Annotated in this window: 18 protein-coding genes; 6 read left to right on the top strand and 12 right to left on the bottom strand. The window is 45.8% G+C overall.

What is annotated here, in order from left to right; all coding sequences use genetic code 11:
- Positions 1-95: 95 nt before the first annotated feature.
- The 3 genes from QUA45_RS02955 to QUA45_RS02945 form a co-directional block, all read right to left on the bottom strand.
- Positions 96-902, bottom strand: coding sequence for a TPM domain-containing protein (locus QUA45_RS02955; protein ID WP_333096037.1), 807 nt, complete (start codon positions 900-902; stop codon positions 96-98).
- Positions 903-1098: 196 nt separating this feature from the next.
- Entirely contained in the window at positions 1099-6573 is a 5475-nt protein-coding gene (locus QUA45_RS02950; protein WP_333219304.1) for a WD40 domain-containing protein, read from the bottom strand.
- Between the two features lie 684 nt (positions 6574-7257).
- Entirely contained in the window at positions 7258-8589 is a 1332-nt protein-coding gene (locus QUA45_RS02945) for a P-loop NTPase fold protein (RefSeq protein ID WP_333096035.1), read from the bottom strand.
- Positions 8590-8925: 336 nt separating this feature from the next.
- Between QUA45_RS02945 and QUA45_RS02940 the strand changes: the two genes are divergently transcribed.
- Positions 8926-9828 (top strand): FtsQ-type POTRA domain-containing protein, encoded by a 903-nt coding sequence (locus QUA45_RS02940; RefSeq protein WP_333219302.1) that lies wholly within the window; start codon positions 8926-8928, stop codon positions 9826-9828.
- 376 nt (positions 9829-10204) lie between these two features.
- Positions 10205-11479: a cell division protein FtsZ gene (gene ftsZ / locus QUA45_RS02935; RefSeq protein WP_190660599.1), complete on the top strand. Its 1275-nt coding sequence runs from the start codon at positions 10205-10207 to the stop codon at positions 11477-11479.
- Between the two features lie 150 nt (positions 11480-11629).
- Here the strand turns inward: ftsZ and QUA45_RS02930 are convergent, their stop codons facing one another.
- Entirely contained in the window at positions 11630-12409 is a 780-nt protein-coding gene (locus tag QUA45_RS02930; RefSeq protein ID WP_333219300.1) for an MBL fold metallo-hydrolase, read from the bottom strand.
- Between the two features lie 152 nt (positions 12410-12561).
- On the opposite strand from QUA45_RS02930, the gene thiD reads away from it, so the two are divergent.
- Positions 12562-13368, top strand: coding sequence for a bifunctional hydroxymethylpyrimidine kinase/phosphomethylpyrimidine kinase (thiD, locus tag QUA45_RS02925; RefSeq protein WP_333219298.1), 807 nt, complete (start codon positions 12562-12564; stop codon positions 13366-13368).
- Between the two features lie 29 nt (positions 13369-13397).
- Here the strand turns inward: thiD and dndE are convergent, their stop codons facing one another.
- The 5 genes from dndE to dndB form a co-directional block, all read right to left on the bottom strand.
- On the bottom strand, positions 13398-13799 hold the full coding sequence (dndE, locus tag QUA45_RS02920; protein ID WP_333219296.1) for a DNA sulfur modification protein DndE: 402 nt from the start codon (positions 13797-13799) through the stop codon (positions 13398-13400).
- A gap of 266 nt (positions 13800-14065) precedes the next feature.
- Positions 14066-16063, bottom strand: a complete 1998-nt coding sequence (dndD, locus tag QUA45_RS02915; RefSeq protein WP_333219295.1) for a DNA sulfur modification protein DndD — start codon at positions 16061-16063, stop codon at positions 14066-14068.
- A 122-nt stretch (positions 16064-16185) separates the two neighbouring features.
- Complete coding sequence (gene dndC / locus QUA45_RS02910; RefSeq protein WP_333219293.1) at positions 16186-17871, bottom strand: DNA phosphorothioation system sulfurtransferase DndC; 1686 nt, start codon at positions 17869-17871, stop codon at positions 16186-16188.
- Positions 17868-18878, bottom strand: coding sequence for an HNH endonuclease (locus QUA45_RS02905; RefSeq protein WP_333096028.1), 1011 nt, complete (start codon positions 18876-18878; stop codon positions 17868-17870). Before QUA45_RS02905 ends, dndC begins: the two co-directional genes overlap by 4 nt.
- A 63-nt stretch (positions 18879-18941) precedes the next feature.
- Entirely contained in the window at positions 18942-20075 is a 1134-nt protein-coding gene (dndB, locus tag QUA45_RS02900; RefSeq protein WP_333219291.1) for a DNA sulfur modification protein DndB, read from the bottom strand.
- A gap of 247 nt (positions 20076-20322) precedes the next feature.
- On the opposite strand from dndB, the gene QUA45_RS02895 reads away from it, so the two are divergent.
- The 3 genes from QUA45_RS02895 to QUA45_RS02885 all read left to right on the top strand — a co-directional run bounded on the left by QUA45_RS02895 (position 20323) and on the right by QUA45_RS02885 (position 22654).
- Positions 20323-21915 (top strand): DGQHR domain-containing protein, encoded by a 1593-nt coding sequence (locus QUA45_RS02895; RefSeq protein WP_333096026.1) that lies wholly within the window; start codon positions 20323-20325, stop codon positions 21913-21915.
- A gap of 97 nt (positions 21916-22012) precedes the next feature.
- On the top strand, positions 22013-22261 hold the full coding sequence (locus QUA45_RS02890; RefSeq protein WP_333096025.1) for a DUF2281 domain-containing protein: 249 nt from the start codon (positions 22013-22015) through the stop codon (positions 22259-22261).
- Positions 22262-22270: 9 nt separating this feature from the next.
- Positions 22271-22654, top strand: coding sequence for a type II toxin-antitoxin system VapC family toxin (locus QUA45_RS02885; protein ID WP_333219289.1), 384 nt, complete (start codon positions 22271-22273; stop codon positions 22652-22654).
- Positions 22655-22666: 12 nt separating this feature from the next.
- Here QUA45_RS02885 and QUA45_RS02880 read toward each other — a convergent pair whose 3' ends face one another.
- From QUA45_RS02880 to QUA45_RS02870, 3 genes are all read right to left on the bottom strand, one after another.
- Positions 22667-23527: an endonuclease/exonuclease/phosphatase family protein gene (locus tag QUA45_RS02880; protein WP_333219287.1), complete on the bottom strand. Its 861-nt coding sequence runs from the start codon at positions 23525-23527 to the stop codon at positions 22667-22669.
- A 208-nt stretch (positions 23528-23735) separates the two neighbouring features.
- The gene (locus QUA45_RS02875) at positions 23736-24206 is read right to left on the bottom strand and encodes a DNA phosphorothioation-associated protein 4 (RefSeq protein WP_333096022.1); all 471 of its coding nucleotides are present in this window, start codon (positions 24204-24206) and stop codon (positions 23736-23738) included.
- Between the two features lie 92 nt (positions 24207-24298).
- On the bottom strand, positions 24299-24619 hold the full coding sequence (locus QUA45_RS02870) for a nucleoside triphosphate pyrophosphohydrolase (RefSeq protein ID WP_333096021.1): 321 nt from the start codon (positions 24617-24619) through the stop codon (positions 24299-24301).
- Positions 24620-24622 lie beyond the last annotated feature (3 nt).

Raw genomic sequence — 24622 nt, 5'->3', positions numbered from 1 at the left:
TATCAGCTTACCAGCTTTTAGTCATTTGTTGACTGTTGACTGTTGACTGTTGACTGATAACTGTTGACTGGCAACTGCCAACTGACAACTGACAACTAAGTTTCCGACGACGAAGAAGATTTGCCCAACACCGGAGTCAGGAATGCCACCAAAACTCCGATCGCAAAACCCGCCACATTCCGAACCACAGGCAACCAGTCAGAAGTCCGAGTCACCACCGGCCCAAGTCCGAAAGCGAAAAAAAGAATTCCCCACAGCGGCGAAAAAATCAGCGCCCACTGCCAAGCCACAACCTGTCCTGGCTTCCGAGGTTGAGCCGCAAAGCCGCAGATGACGCCGCCAACCACCGACGTAATTAACGTCAGAACCCACTGTTCCCTCGGCAAACCGGGAACCACGCGGCATCCGCCCTGACGCAAACAGCCTTCTATCGACTCCAAAGATTCAATAATCGCTCGATCTTCGCCATTGTCCCGCACAAAAAATTGATTACCGTAGCGGGTTTGCAGTTCCACCCAAAAAGTTCGCGGCAGCAGCGGATACAGCGAGTCGCCCACATTAAAATTGAGCAAATTGCCCCCTCGGGGGTCAGCAACTAGCAACACACTCTTGTCATCTAGCCCCCAATAACTTTTGACAGCCAAACCGGGCGTGCGATCGTACTGAGTCAGCACTCGCAGTTTCCAACCGGTTTCGGCTTCAAATGCCTTTAAATTTTTTACCAAATTTTGTTCTTCAATATCAGTAAGGGCTTTAGCTAAGTCAATGATCGGCGTCTGAGTTGAAGGCAACAAATCGGGATTATTGAAAGCGTGGGCTGCAGGTGCGATCGTCCACACCGACAAAGCCAGAAAAAATGCGGCAACAGAGGCTAGAAATTTTTGCGGGAAAAGCTGTGACATAGGAACTTATAATCCGGGTCTTAATTGTGAATGCTAGCTGGCCGTCTTAACCAGAGGATAAGAGAAAACTCATATTTCTTTACAATTATTTACTTTACAGGAAGCCGAGACCAAGGGGAAGAGTTCGAGTAAGGAAAGTTTGGAATCCGTCTTGCCTCTTGCCTCTTGCCTCTTGCCTCTTGCCTCTTCCTTCAGACTACAATTGAGATTTTGCCCCAACCCCTTCACAAAGACCCCGATCGCGATCGCTCACATTAGGATTAGTTCTCAGATAATCTCCCACCCAGTCACAGCCCCTCACCAGCAAATCGTCAAGATCCAAATTCCATAAAATCACCCGATTATCCCGGCCCGCAGAAGCAAGAACCTTCCCATCCGGGCTAAAACTCACACTCATCACGCTATCCTTGTGACCCGTCAAAGTTTTCAGCAAAGTCCCGCTGCGACTCCAAAGCTTCACCTTATGATCGTAACTGCCCGAAGCAACCAACAAACCATCCGGGCTAAAACCCACGCTAGTCACGCTGTCGCTAGAACCCTTCAGCAGCGTCGCCACCAAAGTCCCATCTACCTTCCACAGTTTCACGGAATTGTCGTAACCAGCCGAAGCCAGCATTTTGCCATCAGGGCTAAAAGCCACCCCCAACACAAAACTGTTGTGAGCTCCTTCAAAAGTTCTCAGCAAACGACCATCCCGATTCCACAGTTTGAGAGTACCGTCATCGCTTGCAGAAGCCAGCATCGAGCCGTCGGGACTGAAAGTCACTCCAGTCACCCAGCCTGTGTGTCCCGTTAAAGTTTTAATCAGCCTGCCGTTTCTAGTCCAGAGTTTCACAGTCTTATCCTTGCTCGCCGAAGCCAGAACCTCGCTGTCGGGGCTAAAACTCACGCTCATCACGCTGTCGGCGTGGCCGTCGAGAGTGAACAGCACAGAAGGCGAACACGGGAATAGCGGAGCCGAAGGACAAGGGAGAATATTATTCATGCCATCTTCTGTCAAACTCCACACCTTCACCGTTTTGTCGTAACTCCCAGAAGCAAGTAGCTGGCCGTCGGGGCTGAAACTGACGCTGGCGACTCTCTGAGTGTGTCCTTCCAAGGTTTCTAGCAAAACTCCCGTGCGGCTCCAGAGTTTGATAGTGTTGTCCGTAGAAGCAGAAGCCAGCCTTTGGCCGTTGGGGCTGAAAGTAACGCTTTGCACCCGGTTTTGGTGTCCGTCGAGGGTTTTGAGCGGCACGTCATCGAGTCGCCACAGCCTGATAGTTTTGTCAAAACTCGCCGAAGCCAAGGTTTTGCCTTCCGGGCTAAAACTCACCTGAGTAACTCGATCGGCGTGTCCCTCAAAAGTTCTCAGTAAGCGACTCTCTGGTTTAATGTTGCTAGCATCGGTTGGGCGTTTGTCGCCAACACCAGCAAGACTCCAGAGTTTGACAGTCCCGTCTGCACTTCCCGAAGCAAGTGTTTGACCGTCGGGGGAGAAACTGACACCAAATACCCACTTGCTGTGTCCCCGCAAAGTGGTTAGCAGTTCACCTTTTTTTGCTTGTGTTGAATTTTCTGTTGGTGGGTGTTTGAGTGCAGCGATGCTCCAGATTTTCACCGTTTTATCTTCACCCGCACTGGCGATCGTTTCACCATCGGGGGAGAAACTGACGGTGTAAATTTTCGAGGGTTGTCTGTTTTCGCTGTGCCATAAATTAGCGATTAACCTGCCGTCCGAACTCCACAGTTTCACACTACCGTCATCACTCGCCACAGCGACTATTTTGCCGTCGCGGCTGAAGCTTAGCCAATTTACGGGAGCAAATTGTTCGATCGTTCTCAGCAGCGTGCCGTCGGTTTTCCAAAGTTTGATAGTTTTATCTGTAGAGCCACTGGCGATCGTTTGACCGTCAGAACTAAAAGCAACGCTGGTAACGCTATTAGTATGCCCTTTGAAAGTTGCCAGCAAACTGCCGTCAGTTTGCCAAATTTTGACAGTTTTATCTAAACTTGCCGAGGCTATTGTTTTGTTGTCGGGACTGAACGCCACACAGGAGACACTGTTAGTATGGCCTTTGAAAGTTGCCAACAAACTGCCGTCGCGCCGCCAAAGTTTGACGGTTTTATCTACACTGGAAGAAGCTATTGTTTCGCCGTCTGGACTGAAGCTAAGACCCCAAACTACATCGCCATGTCCTTCCAAGCGGTTGCGTTCTTTGACTCCATAAACTGCCTGCTGGAGGGCAGCAGAAATCAGAATTTCGGTGTCTTTGAGAGTATACATTTGTTGGGAGTGTTCGATCTGTTTCCACTTTTTACCAGCTCTCAAACTTTCCATCATGGCGTCAAATTTGTTGTTTGAGAAATAAAGTGCTTCAGAAGCTGCTGTCAGGGTACTGATTTCGGCTCGCTGAGTTTGAGCGACAGCTAGCTGTTTTTGACCAACGGCCCGCCACCAAAAATTTACGGCAGCGATGGTGGAACTGGTTAGCAGCATGACGCCGATCACTGCTACTCCCAGCAGTTGTTTGAGAAAAGTATTGGCTCTGTAGAGCTGTGCTTGACTCATTTTTTTGTCTGCTTCTGCTTTGTGCAGTCTGGCTTCTAAGCCGAATCTTTGGCGGATTGGTCGCACTAAATAGTCGTGTACCAATTGATAGCGGTCTTCTGGCGCTTCCCGTAGCAAAAATAGCAAACCATGACCCACTAAAATATCTAAAATTAAGTCCAGGTTATCAGTTTTATTTTGTCGGTTTTCAGAGTCTTTTGCGAACTGTCGGTGTAAGGGAATTCGGCTTCTGCCGATCGCCGATAATTCGGTTTCCCGGGCCTCGGCTGGCTGCGGACCTGTCACTAACGAGAGTTCGTGTTTGGTTTTTATCAGGCGAACGCCTCTTTCATCTGTCAGGGAAAACAAGATTTTCCACGCTGCATCTTCGTTAACCAGACCGCAGTCAGAGATGACTCTTTCGAGCGATCTTTTCACTAATTCCGCTTTGGGATTGTCCCCCAATTGCTGGTATTGTGCTAGGCTGGTAATACCTTCTTCTTGCAGTTGCGCTCCTACTACCTGCAATTCGATTGGTCGCACTTCTTGCAGTTCGTCTGCTAAATCTTCTACGAAGGCATCGATCAGTGCCGGCTCTAAATAAAATTCCGCCCGTTCTGTTAAGTGTCCGATGACAGCCCGCGCGTCTTTGATAGAAAAACTCCGCAGTTGGTAACGGATGCTTTTGTCGAGAATATTATTGTTAATAGCGTCAAGATTTGGGAAGCGGTCGCAATCTAGTAAGTAGTGCAAATAATCTTCGCGCAAGCACAGAATTATCTTGACATACGGCAAATTCAAGAACAACCGCAAAAAATTATAAAAAAGTTGTCTTTGTGCCACTGAAGTGGAAACAAAGAAAAACTCTTCAAATTGATCGAAAATCAGCACTGTCAATAAATTATTTCTGGCATTTTCGCGCAACTGCTCTATAATAAAAGAAGAGACTTCAGAGCTGCGAGCAGGAATAACCGAGCAACTTTTTTGGTGGATTTCCTGTAGTCCTTTCGAGATTAATTTACTTTCCTCTTCGGCTTGTTTGTCGTACAGTGCGCTGTTCAAAGCATTTTCTAACTCCACCAGCCAGTCGGTGTAAACTTTGACTACTACGGGCAATGTATCGCGCGCGCCCGGAGTAATATTTTTCAAAGCTGGTACTAAGCCGGCATTGACTAGAGAACTTTTCCCGACTCCGCTGGGCCCATGAATAATAGTTAATTTATGGTCGTCCCTGCTAATTCTTTCTAGCAAGCTATTGATATCTGTTTGGCGCGAGTAAGCTGTCATTTCCGCTGCGATGGCAGCTTGGTTTTGAGCTGAGGGACCTGAAGGATTTACCGCTTGGCGCTGCTGCTGCAATTGGCTGGCTCCGATAAAAGCTCTAAATCCGTATTGATATTCGATCGAACGCTGGGTTTTTTTTATCCGAAACGCTTTAAGATACTCTCCCTGCTCGAAATAAACCGCTTGCAATTCCGTCAAAATATCGATGTAAAGTCGGGGGTCGTACTTCGGCTCGCTTTGAGATTGAGCCAACTCCAAAGAATGAACGGCCGCTTCCCACTGCCCTAGCTGTCGCAAACTTCTGGCTAAAAGTAAAAGATACGAACTCCTGTCGGATTTAGGATGTTGGATTTTAGATTTGGGTTCGTTAGTTAACTCGTTAGGACCCACAATTTCTGGATAATTTCCCTCAAACCCCAATCTCAAATCTTCAATCAGCAATCTCAAATCATTAGGCGTTTGATCCAAAATCGCCAAAGCCAACTCCGCTAGCTGGCGGGCTTGACTCCACCTCGACTGTTGCAGGGCAACTTCTGCCAAAAAGCCGTAATCTTGAGCTAGTTGACTGGGAGTACCGTAAGTGAAGTGCAACTGCAAAGAATTTTCAGCTAATGCTTGCAACTCTCCCCACGCTTTCAGGCGCTGCAGCACTTCTCCGAGGTGTGCTGTCACCTCAGCTACCAATTCGGGGCGTGAGGCAAGGGAGAAAGCGTTTCTAGATTGTTCCAGGCTAATCCAAGCTTGTTCCCAGTGTTGGCGGTTGGCTACCGGATTTCTGGCTGCTTGCAAGCGGTGACACAGGGCTATGTGAAATAGCACTATCCCTTCTCTCTCTAAAAATAGGATGTTGGGGACAGGATTGGACAATGAGCAGGAGAGGGTTTCTGGGTTTTCGGAATTTTCCCAGTTTGCGAGTTCCCAATTGCCAGTTTGATGCTGCCAAAATACTAAGCTTTCTTGGTAGTGAATTAAGGCAGTTTCGGTTTGGTCGCTGACATAGTAATCTCGACCGAGAACGAATTGCAGGCTGGCTTTGAGGGCGGGTTCTAATTCTTCACCGCGATTTTGTAAATCTCTTAAAGCTAATTCTAGTTCTCGGCGTGGCAAAGAGCCGATCGCCAAATCGAAGGTATTGCCCGGACTCAATGGCGAATACGAGCGGACATCTGATTGTCGTCGGTTTTGGGGTGCTGAGTTAAAAGTTAGAAAGCGTTCTCCAGAGCTGATTTCGCGCTCCATACCGCGTTTTTCGCACGGGGTTTCGCAGCTCTCACAATTAGCGATGCTGCTGACGTTGCTGCTGGCGAGTTCTTGATTGAGTTCGCCTATTTTAAATATAGTATCGGCCCGCTTAGCGAGGAAATTAATTAATTCGTCAACGCCCATTTCAAATTTAATTGTGGCGGCAGCCCAACTTTTGAAATCCGGGGCCAGACGAATCATTTTGGTCACGATGTCATCTGTTACCCACAAAATCACTGGGCAGGAAAAATTTTTGCGAAATTCGTCTCGCACTTGATTGGTAGAAGCCATCAGTTCGTCGATCGCTACTACTGTTTCTAAACCGAATACCATCAAAGCCGAGGCGGCACCGACAGGCGAGTACCCCTCCTGGAAAGTGCTTGCCTGCAGAGTAGTGTAAAGGGTTTTGACTGAAGCTGGCAGGACGATATCTTGAATTGAAACTGGGGACACTTCTCGCAGCCGCTTCGTTATTTGCTGCCGCAACTGCTCGTAGTTGCAGCGCACCAAAATTAGCGAGAATTGGTGTTGAGACATTGTGATTGACCTGACCAGAGTTTTGAGCGAGCGCTCGTTGTAGTTGGCAGTTTCTTGTACCTTAATTAGATCGGTCATGCGTGCACCTCTTTTGCATTAATCAATTACCTAACGCTCGCCAATCGTGACTGAAAGCGTATCTACTTAGACGTGGCCGTCTCTGTCTGACGCTTTATCTCTGTATAAATACGTAGTTTTCCGTACTTGTCTTATCAATACTTACATAGTTATTAGAGCCAATGTAAAGATATCATACCGCTCAATCTCAGAGAATGCTAGACTTCCCAATAAAAATTTAAGGTCACCATTAGATTTTTTGATTCAGCTACATATAAAGGACTACAGATCGTAAATAGGCAACTGCTAATTTAACGATCGTACCGACTGCTAGCTATTAGTAAACAAGTTCGATATATCTGTAGCAGGCATTTAAAACAACCGCAAAAAAAAATGTCGTCCGCGATGAGATTATGTGAAATTAAGAGCAACAGATAAAAACAGAAATAGGGGGTCTGACATTGCAGATACGAGAGTTGAGAGTGGGCAAAGTCCTTAGTGGTCGCAAAGTTTTACACGACAATAACATTCACCGCCTATAGCCAGCATTCAACAGAAATCAGCCAGGGGCAAAAACCGCTGACTAATTTCTTTATTGGATGGTAAGATTTCGGAGTTGTGAGCGATGAATTTTCAGTTAAATACTTTCTAATTCCCTCGTGGTTAAGGGTTCTTAGAGTCACGAAGCTATCTCACAAATCCAAACTATTTTGCTTCACAGCGCTGCAGCCACTCCTTATATTTTCTGGTTTCTGCTAGAGCTGGATTAATCCCAAACCAACGACCTTCTTGATCGCGGTATTCAAAGACAAACATACTTCGCAACAAGATTTGAGACTCTTCTTCGCCTGTTACACTTTGTCGCTTGACGACTTGAAACAGCAATTCCCATTCCAGGTCATTGATGGCTCCCAAAAGGTCATCGCGATATTCTTGAATGACGCTTTCGAGACATTCGCGAGAGAAGGGAGGGTCTTCGTGCTGTAAACAGCTATACAAAAGCATTAGTAGATTGCGAACGTGACCGCCACTAATCCGACAAAGCCGATCTAAAGTTTCGGGAGAGTCAAACACCTGGGAAATCAAATCGATGCGTTGATGGGGAGCAACTGCGGGGAAAGCTCTAGCTAATACTAGCTGCCGCAGCAGTGCCATTCCTTCAATGTGATCGTCGCCCGATCGCATTTGCACCGGTACCATCGGCATCACCTTTGGCTTCACTCCAAATCGACTGGCGAGGCGGCCGAAGTCGTTGGAAAAAATCAAAGTCAGGGGAATCGTGTAGACGACATGGCAATTAAGTTTTTTCAACTGTTCGCCGCGGTCTAAAAACAAGTATTCTGGCTGGGTGCGTCCGCTGGGTTTGAGGGAGGCATCAAGGCGATCGAGGTTGTCCACGATGACTGCGAGCCCTTTTTTGCCTTGCTGCTTGAGTTCGGTGTTAGCTTTGTTGAGGAGTTCTTCGTTGATCGACTGCAAAATGCTGTTGGTGCGGGGTTCGAGATATTGCCTGAGTTGCGATCGCAGTTTGGGAGAGTCTTTAGTTTTAGCAGTCACTCTAGCAATGCCCACAGATAACTCGGCTTCCGCTGACAAATCTATGGGAGTCTGCAAAAATTCTGCCACTTCTGCAAACAGATTTGTAAAATAGCTGGGTCTGAGTTTGATTTTAGCCGATTCCATAGTTTCGCTGACTTGGCGCGCAATGCTCAGCAAAATATCGCTGATATCTACATCCCCCATGTCTAAGTCTTGGGAAGACTCAAAGTAGACAACGCAAAAACCCTCTTGCTCTAACTCAGCTTTCAGTCGAAACAATTCCGTAGATTTGCCACAGCCGATATGTCCTGTAAATAGCTGACAGGTTGGCTCGTTGGGGGAGATGCGAGTAATGGTTCGCTGTAAAGATTCAATGATTTTGCCCCCACGCACGGAACCAAAATCAATGTAGTATTGATAATCCCCTGGGTCTCCCGCAACAAGGGTCTTGCTCGGGTTGCAGGCTTTATAGAATCTGTCTAATTCGAGTGCGATCACAATGGAAGCCGAATAAAAGTTAAAAAAGTTAATCGAAAGTCTAAACTTTCTTTGCCTGAGTTTAGTTTGATTTGTAACCTTTTGCACTGTGGGGTAATGCCCTAAATACCCAAAGAACCTGGATCTGGCAAGGGGTTTTCCCGGCGCTGGAATTGGGAATTCTTAATTAATAATTTTTTATTACTTAAGTGGATCAGTGATATTACTGATATTGGCAGGAGTCTGGGTAAATTTGTGGGGATCTGGTTAAATGGTAGGGGAAAACAGGGTTCAAGAGAGAGATTAAACAGTTTTGAATTTGTGCTAATCCTTAATTACTATATTGTCAAGACGTAGATGGCTAGTTTTGGAGCGGTTTCTCAAACAGAGTTAGGGCGCAGGCGCCAAAAGTTGCGGCAGCAAAGGCGCGCTCGATTGGCGGCTGTTGTGTGGCAAATGCTGGCAGCGAGTGCAATGGCTGGAGGTTTGCTGTGGTGGATTGCTCAGCCGGCTTGGTTGATTGCCCGATCGGAACAAGTGAAGGTGGAGGGCAATCAGTGGCTTTCGGACAAGGCGGTGCGGTCTTTGGTGCCGCTGTCTTACCCGCAGTCGCTGTGGGGGATTCAACCGCAGGCCCTGGCCGAAAAGCTGGAGTCCACGGGGCCGATCGCCAAAGCTAAGGTGACTCGCAACTTGTTTCCCCCTAGTTTGACTGTAGAAGTGGCAGAACGCCTGCCTGTGGCGGTGGCGCAGCCGACAGCGGTGTTGAGATCCAACAGCGACAAGGAAAAAGTGGGGTGGCTGGACGCTCGCGGAGGTTGGATGCCGTCGGATAGTTATACTGCTGTACGATCGCAGAATAGTTCGATCGGGCCCGGCAGCATTCCGGGAACGCAGCCTCAGCGTTCTTTGCCCACTTTAAAAGTCATCGGGCCTTTGGAACAGTATCGCGCCTCTTGGCCGAAGTTTTACCAAGGACTCAGCGGCTTGACGGTGAAAGTGTTTGAGATTAATTGGCAAAACCCGAACAACTTGATCTTGAAAACAGAGATCGGTACCGTACACTTAGGGCCCTACAGTTCCAGGACTGCGGAGCAACTTAAGGTTTTAGACCGAATGCGACAATTGCCAAAACAGCTAGATTCAAGCAAAATAGCCTACATTGACTTGAAAAATCCTGCTTCGCCGATCGTCCATTTACCAGAACTCCCCCCCAGTTTGGAGAGTTCCACTCCCGCACCCACTCGCGCCCATAATTGATTCTCTGTCAACAGAAGGTAGAAGGTATCGATCGACAGGCAGAATTTTTGCCGCTCAGGATCGATACGCAGGGCTTGCAATCAGCACAGTTTTTGGATAGCGCCCCGCGTCAGGAAAAAAAATTCTGATTTTTCTTTCCATCGCGATGCGTCTGGGGCTAGTATCCATTTTTTTTCCTTCTGCCTTGCTTACAATTGCCTTAATCCGGTCAAGTACCTTGATGGCGTCAAGCGAGGTCTGGGCTAGCGAGGCCGGCAAAATCCGAGATTGCTAACATTAAGCATCGATCAGTGTTAGTTTTTCGCGCAACTTAGCCTATAGTTGATTGTGAATTGGCGTTTAGTTAACAAGCTGTAATCTACTATCCCCGACTCTAATGAAGCTTAATAATAGACAGGGGTCTGACCAAGACAGTCCCCCTTCGGAAGAAGTAAAAAATTTTCCGGTGGCTGCAGATTCCGCCAATCCCTTTAGACGCAAGTCTGGTTATGTAAATGTAGATAGTATTGATATCGATCCTATGGTCAATCCCAAAGACATAATGCCCAGCAGTGCTGCCAAAATCAAAGTAATTGGCGTCGGCGGGGGTGGGGGCAACGCCGTTAACCGGATGATTGCTAGCGAGGTTTCTGGTGTCGAGTTTTGGTGTGTGAATACAGATTCCCAAGCTCTGGTTCTCTCAAATGCTCCGAAACGCTTGCAAGTCGGACAGAAGTTGACGCGCGGTTTGGGGGCGGGAGGCAATCCGGCGATCGGCCAAAAGGCTGCGGAGGAATCTCGCGACGAGGTTGCTAATGCTCTGAATCATGCGGATTTGGTGTTTATCACGGCCGGCATGGGCGGCGGTACGGGCACGGGCGCGGCTCCGATCGTGGCTGAGGTGGCTAAGGAAATGGGCGCCTTGACTGTGGGCATAGTGACGCGGCCTTTTACGTTTGAGGGACGGCGGCGCACCAGCCAAGCTGAGGAAGGGATTGCGGCTTTGCAAACCCGGGTGGATACGCTGATCGTAATTCCTAACGACAAGCTGCTGTCTGTGATTTCCGAACAAATGCCGGTACAAGAGGCTTTTCGAGTTGCTGACGATATCCTGCGCCAAGGCGTTCAGGGTATTTCTGACATTATTACTATTCCCGGTTTGGTGAATGTTGACTTTGCTGACGTGCGGGCAGTAATGGCGGATGCGGGTTCGGCTTTGATGGGCATCGGCGTGGGTTCTGGCAAGTCGCGGGCTAGGGAGGCTGCGATGCAGGCTATTTCTTCGCCTCTGCTGGAAGCTTCGTCTATTGAGGGCGCTAGAGGTGTGGTGTTTAACATCACTGGCGGTACTGACATGACGCTGCACGAGGTGAATGCGGCGGCTGAGACGATTTACGAGGTTGTCGATCCGAATGCCAATATTATTTTTGGAGCGGTGATTGACGAGCGGCTTCAGGGCGAAATTAAGATTACCGTAATCGCTACTGGTTTTTCGGGGGAAGTTCCGTCGCCTCCGACTCCGGGGCGGACGCAAAATGTTAATGCTCCTTGGCGGGCTGCAACTGTACCGACGACTCCTGCTCAACAGACGCCCGATCCGAAAGCGAAACCGCCGCAGGATTTGGGATTGGATATTCCTGAGTTTTTGCGTAACCGTCGCCCACCAAGATGATTTTAGATTTTAGATTTTAGATTTTGGATTTTGGATTTTGGATTGAATCTCCAATCTCCAATCTCCAATCTAAAAAATCGAAAATCTCCAATCTACACAATCGAAAATCTCCAATCGAAAATCTCCAGTCGAAAATCTTCAATCGAAAATCTAAAATCTAAAATCCAAAATCTCCAAGGTTTGGCCGGGTTCGGGTTCGAGGAGTTGGGTGGAGAGTCCCGATTTTGCTAGTAAATCGCGAAATTCGGGAATGCTGCCGACCGATCGCACTAACATTTGTAAAATGCCTGTGGCTCGGATGTCTCCCGCCGCTGTAGGCAGGAAAAACCGAGGTTTCAGTGTGTGGGCGAGGCTGAGGGCTTCAGAAGGCCCGATGATGACTTGTCCGAGGAATGGGAAGATTTGACCGACGACTGGGGCGATGGCTACGTCTACTGTGTCTATTTTCTGTTTAACTTTTTCTAATGGTGGCAGGTGCGGTTCGTAATAAAGTGTCTCGCCACTGCTTAAATCTTTGAGCAAATAGCCGTTTTCTTCCTGTCCCGGCTGGATTTCGGCTCCGGGTACGGCGGTAATTTGTAACTTTTCTTTAAAATTTAACTCTTGCCAATTTGCTAAAGACGTGATATTGGTGTAGCCTAAACTGCTGAGGACTTTGGCGGCGGTGGGTGAGGCGATCGCGGGAATTGTGCGATCGAGCTGTTCGAGTGTTGGTCTGTGGCAGTGGTCGTCTAATCCTTGGGAAATTAGGATGAGGTCGATCGGCGGTAAGGTGCTGGGAGTGAAGGCGACGGGGGTGTTGTGGTAGGCGGTGAACAGCCAGGGTTGACCGTAAAATACGAGGGGATCGACCAGCCAGGGATCGACGAGGATGGTTTGACCTCCGATGTGGAAGATCCAAGAGTTGAGGTCGATTCGGGTGATTTTCACTGTGGTTTGCAATAATTCTTTACATTTGGTTTAATCATAGCTAATTTTGTTTGGGAATTTTAACCGCAGATGAGGGCGGATGAGCGCTGATGAACGCGGATAAGATGGGATTTGTCTGGTTCAAGTTGGCGTTTATGTACGGTTGAAACAAGATGATTAAATCGAAGATTCCTGTGGCTTTGACTGTGGCGGGTTCTGATAGTGGCGGCGGGGCCGGAATTCAGGCGGATTTGCGGACTTTTGCGTTTCACTGCGTGCACGGTACGAGTGCTTTGACTTGCGTGACGGCTCAAAATACTTTGGGGGTGATGCGAGTTGATGCTTTGTCTGCTGAGGCTGTGGCGGCTCAAATTGAGGCGGTGGTTGGGGATATTGGGGTGGATGCTATGAAGACTGGGATGCTGCTGAATCGGGAAATTATGGCGGCGGTGGCTTTACAGGTGGAAGCTTTGGGAATAGGGAATTTGGTTGTCGATCCGGTGATGGTTTCACGATCGGGCGATCGATTGATTGATGAGGGGGCGATCGCATTTTTGCGGGATGTTTTGATTTCTTTGGCTGCTGTGGTGACTCCCAATCGGTTTGAGGCTCAGATTTTAAGCGGTTTGGAGATTGTTTCTCTAGATGATATGCGATCGGCGGCGCAACAGATTTATCGTTTGGGCGCAAAGGCGGTTTTGGTGAAGGGTGGCGGGATGAAAGGAGATTTGCGGGGAATTGATGTTTGGTTTGATGGTACGCGGTTGGATGTGTTGAAGACTGAAAATGTTGATACTGGGAATACTCACGGGACTGGTTGTACTTTGAGTGCTGCGATCGCTGCTAATTTGGCTTTGGGTAAAGATTTGTTTACAGCGGTGACATTGGCTAAGGATTATGTGACTACTGCTCTCAAATATGCTTTGGATATTGGGGAAGGTCAAGGGCCAGTAGGTCATTTTTTCCCCCTGTTGAAGTAAGAAGGAAGAGGGAAGAAGTCAACAGTCAGTTAGTTTCTTAATTTCTCTGGCGATAGGGCGATCGCCACCAAGTCTTCGATTTTCTTAATATTCGGATCGCCCGCCAAATAACCAATCCCTCGGTGCAAGTGTAGGCGAAACTGTTTGGCTAGAGTTTCTTTTTCTGTGCCTAAATTGTCTTGATAACACCGCTGCTTGAGGGCAATTATTAAGATATCTGCCATGTCACCGCCGAAAACATCCCAGCTTAATTCGACGTTGCTGTCGCTGGGAATTGGTACTGGGGATGGGATGCTGGGTTCGGCGAGCGATCGGCAAAATCCCCACCTGCATAGAATATTCCACTGATCAATTTTGGTCGATCGTTTCAGTTTTGATAGTTGGTCTTTGCCTGTTTGGGAGAGGCGGATGCGATCGAGTGGTGGTTCCATGAGTTTGAGATTGTTTGGTAGATTGTAAAAAGTGTTAATATTGGGGAAGCAAAGCCTCTAGATAACCCGAAATAATTAACATTTTTTTACACGGCGCGACTTGATTAAATCGTTTTTTTTTGGTATTTTGATTGTAGTAGGATTTATCCTTAATAATGGGATGGTGGCAAGAATAAAATTTTCGCAACCATCCCATTATTCTATATATACTACCGCAACCCCAGGGCAAAGTCAAGGGGGTTGCGGCTATTTTTTAGCGCGAATTTTTATTCCCAGAAGTAACCTTTTTCGACGGTGGTTTGGTGTTTGGCGGAGTCGTATTTGAGGAGGTAGCTGTGGGCGATCGCCTCTAATTCTTGGAGTTTTTCGTATTCTACTTTTCTAATTTCCGTGTCGGTAGAAAGCAGGATGACTTGGTGGCTGGCCGAGGGGAAATAGCGTTCGACTAGGTTGTTTCTGTGGGAGGAGTCGAGGCGGCCCAAGGGAGTGTCGATCGCCACTGGTAATTGTCTCCCGGATACTCTAGCCAATCCCCACAAAAAGGCGATCGCCAGCAATTGTTTTTCCCCGGCTGAAAGTCGGTGTTTGGGTACCGGTTTGCCTTCTGGATCGTAAATGGAGAGGCTAAATGTTTGAGTGTCGATCGCAACTCTGTGTACGAGGTCGGTTTTGTGCAACAGGTAGCGGAAACAGTCGGTAATTTCTATTTCGAGTTTGTTGAGTTTTTTGAGGGTGAGTTTTTCTTTAAAGAGTTTCAGGGTGGCTTGGGCTTTGGCGATCGAAGCGATGACGTGTTGGCTGTTTCTGATGGTGATGTAGTCGCTGCTGTAGTTTTCTAGGTCTTTTTGGTTTTTGGCTAATTCTCTCTCTAATTCATCGACGCGGCGGTTGGCTGATTCGCAGGCTGCGGCTGCGATAGCGACTGCTTTTTGGGCTTTCCTGACTTCTTCTTCTAGTTTTTCGTAGGCTTCGGGGGAAGCTGCGGCTGCGAGTTGTCTGTCTGTAAAGTCGATTTCTGATTCGATGTTTTTGATTTCTTCTATTTGGTCGCGGGCTAGAATTTGCTGGGCTTTGATTTGGTAGCTAAGGAGGTTTTCTAGTTGCTGGATGCTGTTGTTGTCGGCGTTCATCCAGGGCGGGGCGTCTGTTCCCGCTTGCTGTTCTAGTTCTTGGTTTTCTTGGCGGATGAAGTCTTGAATTTTATCTAGCTGTTGGGGATTTAAGGAGATTTCCCCGATGTAGTTGAGGAGGCGATCGCTTCTTTGTTTGATAACATTTTGGGCAATCTTTGCTTGCTGCTGGCTGGCTTCTGTTTCTGCTTGAATTTTGGCTTCACTTAGCAAAGGTGAAATTAAGGCTAGTGGTAGCGTATTTGAGGCTACTTCCATCATGGCTTGACGGGTTTTTTCTGCTTGATTTCTGTAGTCGTTTAGCTGTCTGTCTAGCTGACTGCGATCGGCGGCAATTTTCCCGCCTTCATAAATAAACTTTTCTGATGCTTGTTGCTGATTTTTTTGAGCTTTATCTAATTCGTTTTTAAAGCTAGCTTGTTCTTGCTTAGCTGAGTCTATTTTATCAGTAATTTCCTTAAAAGTTTGTTCAATTTTCTCTAAAGCAGCCAAGTCTTTTTTGCCAGCAATTTCTTTTCGCTTGCGGCCGGCTAAAATTTCTAAATCGACGGCGAGGCGTTCTGCTAATTCTAAACCTAAAAGAGATTTAATCGCCCCGACGACAAACTCTGGCGGTGTTTCGAGTTCGGCGAGTTCTTTTACTTGTTCGCCGTCAAACAAAAATAGGTTGGATATTCCGACGGGCAAAAGGGTTTCGATGTATTCGTCCCAAGTGTTAGTAATTGCTTTGTCCGACCACCAATCGCTGACAATCTCGCTGTAGATGAGAATGCTTAGGTTGTCTTTGATATCTAATTTTTTCCAGTATCTAACTATTTTGAATTGAGTTAATTTGTCGTCTTGGACTTGTTCAAATGTTAGTTCGACGCGGGTATCTTTTAATGGGGGAGTGTGGCGGTTGACGCATTGATTGAGAAAGTCGCTGTAGCTTAAATTGCCTCGGGTGGAACATTGGGCGCGGCCACCGTAGAGGGCGAGGCGAATGGCGTCCATGAGGGTAGTTTTGCCGCCCCCATTCATGCCGCCAAATAGGATAACTGGGCAGGGATTTCCGTCTTTTTCGGGGCGGAGATTGATGGTTTGGGTGCCTGCATAGGGGCCGAAGTTTTTGAGGACGAGTTCGAGGAATTGCATTGTAGATGTTGTCGGTGGTTGCTGATTTGTTTGGTAGGTACGTCAGCGATTGGGCTATCCATTATGTCGAGAATAATGATAGCTGACGCACCTTACGCAAGGAAATTTTTGATTTAACAGATTTAATCTTTGCTATTTTTATCTCCTACATCGGGAGTAGAAAATTTGATGTCTGCCCAAGATAGCTGTCTGCTTTGATTGCTGTTGCTTTCGAGTTCTTCTTTAAGTTTGGCAATATCAACGGTATCGTTTTTGGCGGAACTGTTGGTTTGGGCGATCGCATCTTTGAATTGCTGAATTTTTTCCGTCGGATTTGCTTTAATATCTTCCACCGCTTTTTTTAAATTGCGTTGATAGTGGGCGTTGCCAATCGCTTCTTCCTTCGATCGCGAACTGGTTTCAAAGCATTTGTCCAAATCGCCGTAAATGCCTGTACGGCGGGGTTTAGTGTAGTATTGGCGTTCTGTATCAAGGAGTTTTGCCATCAATTCGAGGTGCATTTTGTCCTCACTGCAAATCTCTTCGATCACAGTCCATTCATCGCTACCGAGGAGTTTTCTTTCAGCGGCGGGACGGGAATCTTCAAAAGGTTCGCCCGTAACTTCTTCGTAAATCCGGGGCAAAGAGTCGTCAAATTCATGCTTTTCTTCCAGCCAAATTCGGCGGATTTCGCTAAGTTCTTCTGGGGTAATTAAGGTGATATCGCGCATTTCTAGGGGTGCGGTTTTGCGGACGTGGGTTTGTGCTTCCAGGACTCGTCTCAGCCAGTGTTCTCGCCAGAATTTGGTGTAGGGCCCTGGGATGGGTTCGACGGAGGTTGTGTCGTCGCCCATGTTGCGTTCAAACAGTTCTACTCTACCGTAGATGCGGCGGAAGTCTCTTTTTGGGTGATCGTCTGGAATGTCTAATTCGTTGCGAATATCGAGTAGAGGCTGCATCCATTCTTTTTCCTCATCGTTTTGAATCATTGCCTCCATTGATTTATCTTGACTTACCATTGTACAAACCCAACAGCCAAAGCGAGAATTTCCACAACTAGGAGTAGAAGTATCAACAACTAAAGGACATTCATTGTCGGCTGTTGCACCTCGATACATAGTTAGCAAATCTTTATTGTTATTTCCCCAAGGATTATCCCACTGCATCAAGTAAAGCCACACTTCATCTGTTCGCCAGTCTTCAATGGGAAGGTAAATATAAGAGTTAGGGCGAGTGGGATTAGCATTAAGGCGTTCGCTTACCCGCCACTCCCTATGTTTAGCCATATTTGCGGCGCGTTTAGCACTTTCAGCCTTGCGAGTACCTAGAACAAGAATTGCCTCGCCGCTAGTTCTAATTATTTCACGAATAAAAGAACCAGTTGGTTGTATTTTTAATCGTTCCGTACACCATCTAAATCGGTTTCTAGGTGCTGGGTATCCTTTACCTATTAAGCACGCCCAAAAGGTATCTTGAACGGCTGGATAAGTTAAATGAGTTTCTATTGGCATTCCCTGTTCTTGGGCTGCAACTTTCATCCGTTTTAGAGAATTATGTACTCCAGCAGCTACTATAGGGTTTTCTACCAGTGTATCATTTGTTAAAACATGAATTTTTTTGTGGCGTTTCTCAATTGGCAACTCTGCAATCGCATACCAAACAAGCTGTAGGACTGCCGAACTATCTTTTCCACCACTCCAACCGATTACAAGTGGGAGTTCATCTTGACAATAAAGCTCTTGAATTTCCTTTTTCAAAATTTCTATGTCTGCCATTAAATCGCCAATATTGCGGGGCGGAAATAGTGACATTTGTTGTAAATCATTCATTTTCTATATCTCCGTTTTGATTTTCCGTTTTGATTTTCCGTAAACACATTTTTGCGATGCCACTGAAGCGCATCTTTTCTCGGATAATATTGCTCGGAACTCGGCAAAAGAATAAGTTCGCCGTGAAACTCTTTCATTAATCTAGGGTAGGGTGAGTCCTCTTGTAAATCACTATCAACTATAATTTGATAACGATCGTCAACAGCAAACCATCCGCGATCGAATGCCCAATGATGATTTTTACACAATGATAGTCCATTATCTACTCTATTATCATAAAACTCTGAGAAGGGCTTGATATGTGCGCCATCTACAATACTTTGACTAAGTGAACGAGTTACTTTTAATCGACAAAAAGCACATCGGTAATCATACAAATGCACGATAGATTTACGAAAAACAGCCTCTCTAACCACAGATTTTTTTAAATACACATTTGGTTGTCTATCTGTATTACCCGATTCAATAGTATCTAATTCATCCAATGTTGAATTTTGAAAAGACTGGTTAATCTTTAAAATATCTTCAATTTGTTTATTTGTAGATGAAAACCAGACCGATATCAGTACATCTATTAATTCTTGGCGGGCATTCCTATCTTGCAAAAGACTAAATAGTTCATCGTCAATTATTGCACTATCAACAGCTTTTTTTAAGGTATTGATTGTTTGAGGTCGCCCTCCTTCATATTGTTCGCTAAATTTAAGATACCAAAATCTAGGTTCTTTATTTTTTAAGTGATAAAACGGAAGAGGAAAAGAATCACCCTTTAAAGGATTAGAAGTCAGCGCCGACCAATTTTTGTTGAAGGTGTTAATTAATTCCTCGGAAATGGTAATGTGGTTCTCCTTGATCAAACCTTGTGCAATTAAATCAGTTACAGACAATAGCAGTATTGGCTGATTTAGAGCATCTCCGCGTTGTTGTGTACGGTTGACATTAAGATTTGCAAAACAATTGCGATAATAAGCTAAATTTTTATATTCTGACTCCTGCCCCGTACTCACTGCTCCCTCCAGATATGATTAAATATAATCCAGTCTTAAATTTTACACGATTTTTCAAAATCTTTATCCATTGTGGCACGGGCGTCCCGTCTTTGCTGTATCTGCGGTTTGCAAACCCAACCGCTTTTTCAAATAATCAGTCATCCAACTAACACTCCCCCTCGACTTAGAAATCCCCCCTTTCAACAAAATCCCATTCTCCCAATCAGGATTAGAAATCGACCAATCAACCTGCTGCAAAAGGCTTAAATGTTCCTCCCAACTCTCAGGAAAAACCGACAGCAAAGCGGCCCCAACTTCCCCCAAACTTTCAAGCACAACACTGTGACAGTGTACGCAATCCCGGCGCATTTCCCCCGCCGCCACTTGCTTGTGCAGAACTAATTGCCAATCTGGAATAAAACTGCTAACCGCATTCCAATAACTAACCGCCAGTTGTATTTTTTGAGCAAGTTCTTCCTCTTTCTGTTCTTTTTTGGTGCGAGAACCAGAGGGTTTTGCCTGTTTGCTGCTCTCAATATTAGACAGCAAAGCCAGGATAGCACGATCGATCGCACTCAGCGCAAACAATTTGTGCGATCGCCCGTTCAAACTCCCCCTCTCCATCTCCGTCAAACACCGGAAAACCTCAACCTGCTTAACAACAGCCTTAACCACAAAAGCGCGATCGTCCCGGTGGTTGTAAAGTAGACTTAGCGACGCCTCCAAAGGAACTTGAAAACCGTTCAAATCAGCAAACATCTGCTGCGATTTTTCCAACCCAATATCGAGAAACAAAATCAGCGCCACCGTCTCATATCCCAACTGCGGATTTTCCCTCAAAGCCATCTCAAAAGCCGCGCGCCGATGCTGTCCGTCATTAATAGTAAACTTAGCATCCATCGGCACTCGCAATCGACCGATTTTCCGTTCTTCGGCCTCATTTCCCACTGCTTCAAAAGTAATATCCGCATCAATCGAAGCAGCAATTGCCCCACAAGTATAATTTGTAGGATTCTTAACAAAATACTCAGCAATTTCTGGAATCCTAGCTTTGTTAAGCGCCCGTTTCGCCCGCATAGACGGCGGCAATTCTTCAGATTCAAAGGGAAACAATTTCGGCAAAAAACGCACCGGACACATCGACACGTAATATTCGCGAGCCGCTTGAATTCCCCGGATGACCGGCAAAATGTATTCAAAGGAAGGAGTAGACATATTTTTTTGTGAAACCGCAGATACACGCCCAGAAATGCAGATGAATAACTCTTATCTGCGTCTATCTGCGTTCATCTGCGGTTTAAATAAAAAAACCATTGACATCTGCCATTCATTATGGTATGTAGCCGGGGTCTGTTTCCCGACAACTCAAGTATTTCACAATAATTTTTAAAAAACAAGAGTTGACATAAAATTTAACCCATGATATTTTTGAAAAAATAACCTAATTATATAAAAAATTCCAATGACTACCAACCCAGCGGATGACCTCGCTCTAAAAATTTTAGAAAAAGAAAATAGCGACAGACAGGAAATCGCACTTTTATTAGATAATTATTTAGGAAAGGACGATCGCATTTTCGTACAAAAAACCCAGATGGGAAACAGCGAAGCATACATCGGTTCAGTCACCCTAGAATGGTTAGACTCTCGCGTCCGTTTCGCCTCGCAAATGCCGCTTTTCCGCCAAAAATTCGACCTCCAAACCAACAACATCGTCCGCGACGACGAAACCATTGACGAAATTATCCAGCGTCCCTTAGATTGGTCGCGCCAAGCAGCCCTCACTCAATATTTAGCAGCCCGAAAATCGCACAAATTCCCCGCAGTTTTAGTGGTCGTCAGTCCCCCGTGGGTAGACAATCCTTTAGCCGAGGAATGGGATAAAAATGGCGTAGCAACCAAATCCGCGACTGAATTTACATCCTTTGATAAAAACGAGAACTTAGGGCTTTTGAATGTTTCTAAAGAACTCTCGATTTTTGCCTTAGACGGTCAGCATCGGCTGATGGGAGTTCAAGGTTTAATGAGTTTAATTAAAACCGGAATCCTGCAAAGATACAACAAAAATAAAAAACCTGTCGGCGCTGCAATTACTCTAGAAGATTTAGCAGAAGAGTATCAAATTGACCCCGGAGAAGTGTATAAATTAGCTCACGAAAAAATCGGGATTGAGTTTATCCCGGCGGCGGTAGCGGGGGAAACGCGACAGCAAGCACAACGGCGCGTGCGATCGATCTTTGTGCACGTTAACCTAATGGCGGTAACGCTGAGTCAGGGACAGCTAGCATTATTGAACGAGGATAACGGATTTGCGATCGCAGCCCGAAAAATTGCCGTCACCCATCCCTTATTAAAAGAACAAGATGACAGAAACCCCCGCGTCAATTGGGACAGCGCCACAGTCGCAGCAAAATCAACTGTCTTAACCACATTGCAAGCGCTGCAAGATATGTCCGAACGGTATTTAGAATACAAATTCCCTCATTGGAAGCCGGAACGAAAAGGTTTAATTCCCATGCGTCCCGAAGATGAAGAACTAAAAGAGGGAATTGAAGAGTTTAAAAAATTGTTCGATCATTTAGCAACTTTACCCAGCTATCAAAGAATTGAAAGCGGCGAAGAAACGACTGAATTGCGCCGATTTAGTTTTGAAAAGCCACCGGGCGAGGGAAATCTTTTGTTCCGTCCAGTCGGTCAAATTGCTTTAGCTAATGCTTTGGGAATTCTAGTATTTAGAAAAAAACTTTCCCTGAAATCTATTTTCGACAAACTCCGCAGATTCGATGTCGATGAAGGATTTAGCCACATGGACAATCCTGAGTCTGCCTGGTACGGGATTTTGTACGATCCGAACAAAAAGCGAATGCTAGTTTCTGGAAAGGATTTAGCAACGAAGTTAATTGTATATTTGGTGGGTGGAATTCAGGACGATATGGAGCGAGCTCATTTGCGGCAAGCGGTAGCGGAGGCGAGGACTTTTGAGGATAAAGCTATTAGTTTTAACGGCCGATTTGTGCAGCCGCAAGAGGTAGGATTGCCGCCAGTGCTGAGCTAAGTTTTTCTTGGGCAAAGTCCACAGCGACGAAGACTGATAAAGCAGGAAGCAAATTGGTTTTGTATAATTGAATCTGCACCTTACCTAGAACCAGATTATGACCATCGCTGAACAGATTTACGCAATCGTCAAAACCCTTCCCAAAGACCAAGCCAGCGAAATTCTCACTTTCGCTGAATTCGTTTGTGCCAAGCACCTGAGCGCAAACCAACCAACAGACACCGTAGATGCGATTCCTTGGACTGAACTTGTTTTTTCCCTTGCTGGAACTTGGGAAAAAGATTTTCCATCCCTGGAATATATTCGTGCTGAATCTGGACAAGACATCCTGCGGGAGAGTCTGTAAATCTACGTTTTGGATACCAACACTTTGATCTACTATTTCAAAGGTCAAGGACAAGTTGCTCAAAACCTTGCTAATGTTTCTCCCCAGGAAATAGTCGTTTCTACGATCGTCTTTTTTGAGTGGCAAGTCGGCATTGCTAAATCCAACTCGCCAGCAAAACGTACCCAACAACTTCAGCAATTTTTGAGCAGAGTTAACGTTATTCCTTTCGATCGCGATGCTGCTCTTGCGGCTGCTACAATTCGCGCCCAGTTGGAGCAACAAGGTACTCCCATCGGCCCGATGGATGTTTTGATTGCAGGGACAGCCGTAGCCCTCCAAGCGACTCTCGTCACCCACAATGTCAAGGAATTTTCTAGAGTTTCAGAACTCGCAATCGTAGACTGGTATTGACTAAAAAACTTCTCACAATCTGGCTTCCTTTAACAAAATAAGTTCGGCTCCTACAGGCAAATGATCGGACTCTGTTGCCTCCAAAAGCGAACTCGATTTAGCACCCCAATGCTTTGAATACCAAATATAATCAATCCGAAAAACCGGATAATTTAATCTCCAATTTGACCTTTTTACCAAGAATTTAAGTTCCCAACCGCGAGGCCAGGTAAAACCAAACCCAAATCCAGATTTTCGGAAAGCATCTTGCATGACTTTCTGCACCCTGTCATAGTCTTGAGTTTCGTCTGTCATATTAAAATCGCCCGCGACAATTACTGGCAGAGTTTCTCGCTCAACTCGCTGCACTAAGTCTTGAATTTCAGGCGAACGTTTGTCATATTTGTAAACAGGAATTTTGAGAAAACGCCATTTTTTATAGAGTTTCAACCACGGCCCGGTAGCTTGCATATTATAAATCACTACTTCTTGTTCGTTAAATTTAATAATGACCCGCTGCTGCGTTTCTGGATGGCCGGCTAAGTGCAGTATTTCGCTAGATACAATCGGATATTTACTGAGAATTCCTACAGGGGGATTGCCAATTTGATAGGGGTAGTCTGCTTTTAACCAGGTGAAAACTCTTTCGGTATGTTTCCTAACGATTTCTTGTAAAAATATAATATCGGGTTTTTGCTGGTCAATCAGCTTAAATAAAGTAGGTGACTGAGTTTTATGCCAACTGAGGTTATGGGAGAAAATTTTGATGCTGGGCTGCGAATCTGTGATGTTTATGGGTGCGGGAGAAAAATATTTGACGTGCAGCCAACTTATTAGAAGAATGCAGGCGATCGCAGAAATAATAGTGAACCATCTTTTTTTGATAATTGACACTCCGATGATCGGAAGCAAGAAAATTGGGAATAAAATTAAGGGGCTAAAAGTGCTAATTAAGGCAATAATCCACAGTCTATCCCAAAAAAATAGTTTGAGAAGGAAATAGCAGATAATAAATGCTGAGTAACTGTAAGCAAGAAATTTTGCAGATTCCTTTAAGCATCTCTTGATTATATCTTTTGGGATGTGCTTCATTGGGAACCTATTAAAATAAAAACTTGCTTAAATCGAATTCTTCATTTGACCGATGTTGGTTGTCTCTTTCAGAAATCAAAACCAACAAAAGGCGATCGGTATAATCCGCGGCACCCCGCAACTCTTCTCGCAAAATTTCCAGTCCTCCGTTAGCATATTCTTCAAAAATTTGCAAGCGTTCTGCTTCCAATTGTTCGTCGAGATGGGAGAGAATTTGAGGATTTTTGGTTTCGGCGATCGCAATTAACTTAATCGCCATATCGTAACCCCTGGATACAAAAATATCAACATCTATCGCACCCGGTTCTCGTTTAGAAATTTCCCCCAAAGGCGATCGTTTTTTTCGCTGATTTCCCAAGGATGCGGCGAAAGCGATGACATCGGCGTAAGTCTGAAATGGCGCGGAGTTGTTATCCGATAAAGTTAATGATTTGACTAACTCGGCTTTATCTTTAGCAATTCTAATTTTGTTAACAGCCATTGGGATTAATATGTAATTTTTAACTGAGTAATTTGATTGATAGAGTAACCGCAGATTAGAGGCAGATAAACACAGATTAATGCAGATAATTTTCAGAATGTCCGCAACAACATAATTTTTTGTGCAAAACCTCCTCTTGCTTCCCGCCGCTTCATTTGTTCGTCCAAAAGTCGATCGCCCGAAATGCCAAAACTCGCCATCACCGCATCTATCACCTCATACAAATCCGCCAATTCCGCCACCAAATCTTCTTCATCAGCCGCCGCCGCTTCCCCCGCTTCTTCAATCAACTTCTGCAGCAAAGCTTGACGGTATTCTGCATCCGACAAAATTACAACCTCGCATTCATTCCCACTTTTGCGAATAATTTCAGGAATGCGATCGCGCACCAATTTATGATACTCTTTTTCCACGTC

Origin of the sequence: Microcoleus sp. Pol12A5 (assembly GCF_036701435.1) — a bacterium.
In the GTDB taxonomy this organism is placed as follows: domain Bacteria; phylum Cyanobacteriota; class Cyanobacteriia; order Cyanobacteriales; family Microcoleaceae; genus Microcoleus.
Note: the sequence above shows the minus strand (reverse complement) of the source record. Positions and strands in the feature narration are given on the sequence as shown.

Coding starts and splice junctions, on each gene's coding strand:
- QUA45_RS02955 (WP_333096037.1), bottom strand. CDS start 902: ATGTCACAGCTTTTCCCGCAAAAATTTCTAGCCTCTGTTGCCGCATTT.
- QUA45_RS02950 (WP_333219304.1), bottom strand. CDS start 6,573: ATGACCGATCTAATTAAGGTACAAGAAACTGCCAACTACAACGAGCGC.
- QUA45_RS02940 (WP_333219302.1), top strand. CDS start 8,926: ATGGCTAGTTTTGGAGCGGTTTCTCAAACAGAGTTAGGGCGCAGGCGC.
- ftsZ (WP_190660599.1), top strand. CDS start 10,205: ATGAAGCTTAATAATAGACAGGGGTCTGACCAAGACAGTCCCCCTTCG.
- thiD (WP_333219298.1), top strand. CDS start 12,562: ATGATTAAATCGAAGATTCCTGTGGCTTTGACTGTGGCGGGTTCTGAT.
- dndE (WP_333219296.1), bottom strand. CDS start 13,799: ATGGAACCACCACTCGATCGCATCCGCCTCTCCCAAACAGGCAAAGAC.
- dndD (WP_333219295.1), bottom strand. CDS start 16,063: ATGCAATTCCTCGAACTCGTCCTCAAAAACTTCGGCCCCTATGCAGGC.
- dndC (WP_333219293.1), bottom strand. CDS start 17,871: ATGAATGATTTACAACAAATGTCACTATTTCCGCCCCGCAATATTGGC.
- dndB (WP_333219291.1), bottom strand. CDS start 20,075: ATGTCTACTCCTTCCTTTGAATACATTTTGCCGGTCATCCGGGGAATT.
- QUA45_RS02895 (WP_333096026.1), top strand. CDS start 20,323: ATGACTACCAACCCAGCGGATGACCTCGCTCTAAAAATTTTAGAAAAA.
- QUA45_RS02890 (WP_333096025.1), top strand. CDS start 22,013: ATGACCATCGCTGAACAGATTTACGCAATCGTCAAAACCCTTCCCAAA.
- QUA45_RS02875 (WP_333096022.1), bottom strand. CDS start 24,206: ATGGCTGTTAACAAAATTAGAATTGCTAAAGATAAAGCCGAGTTAGTC.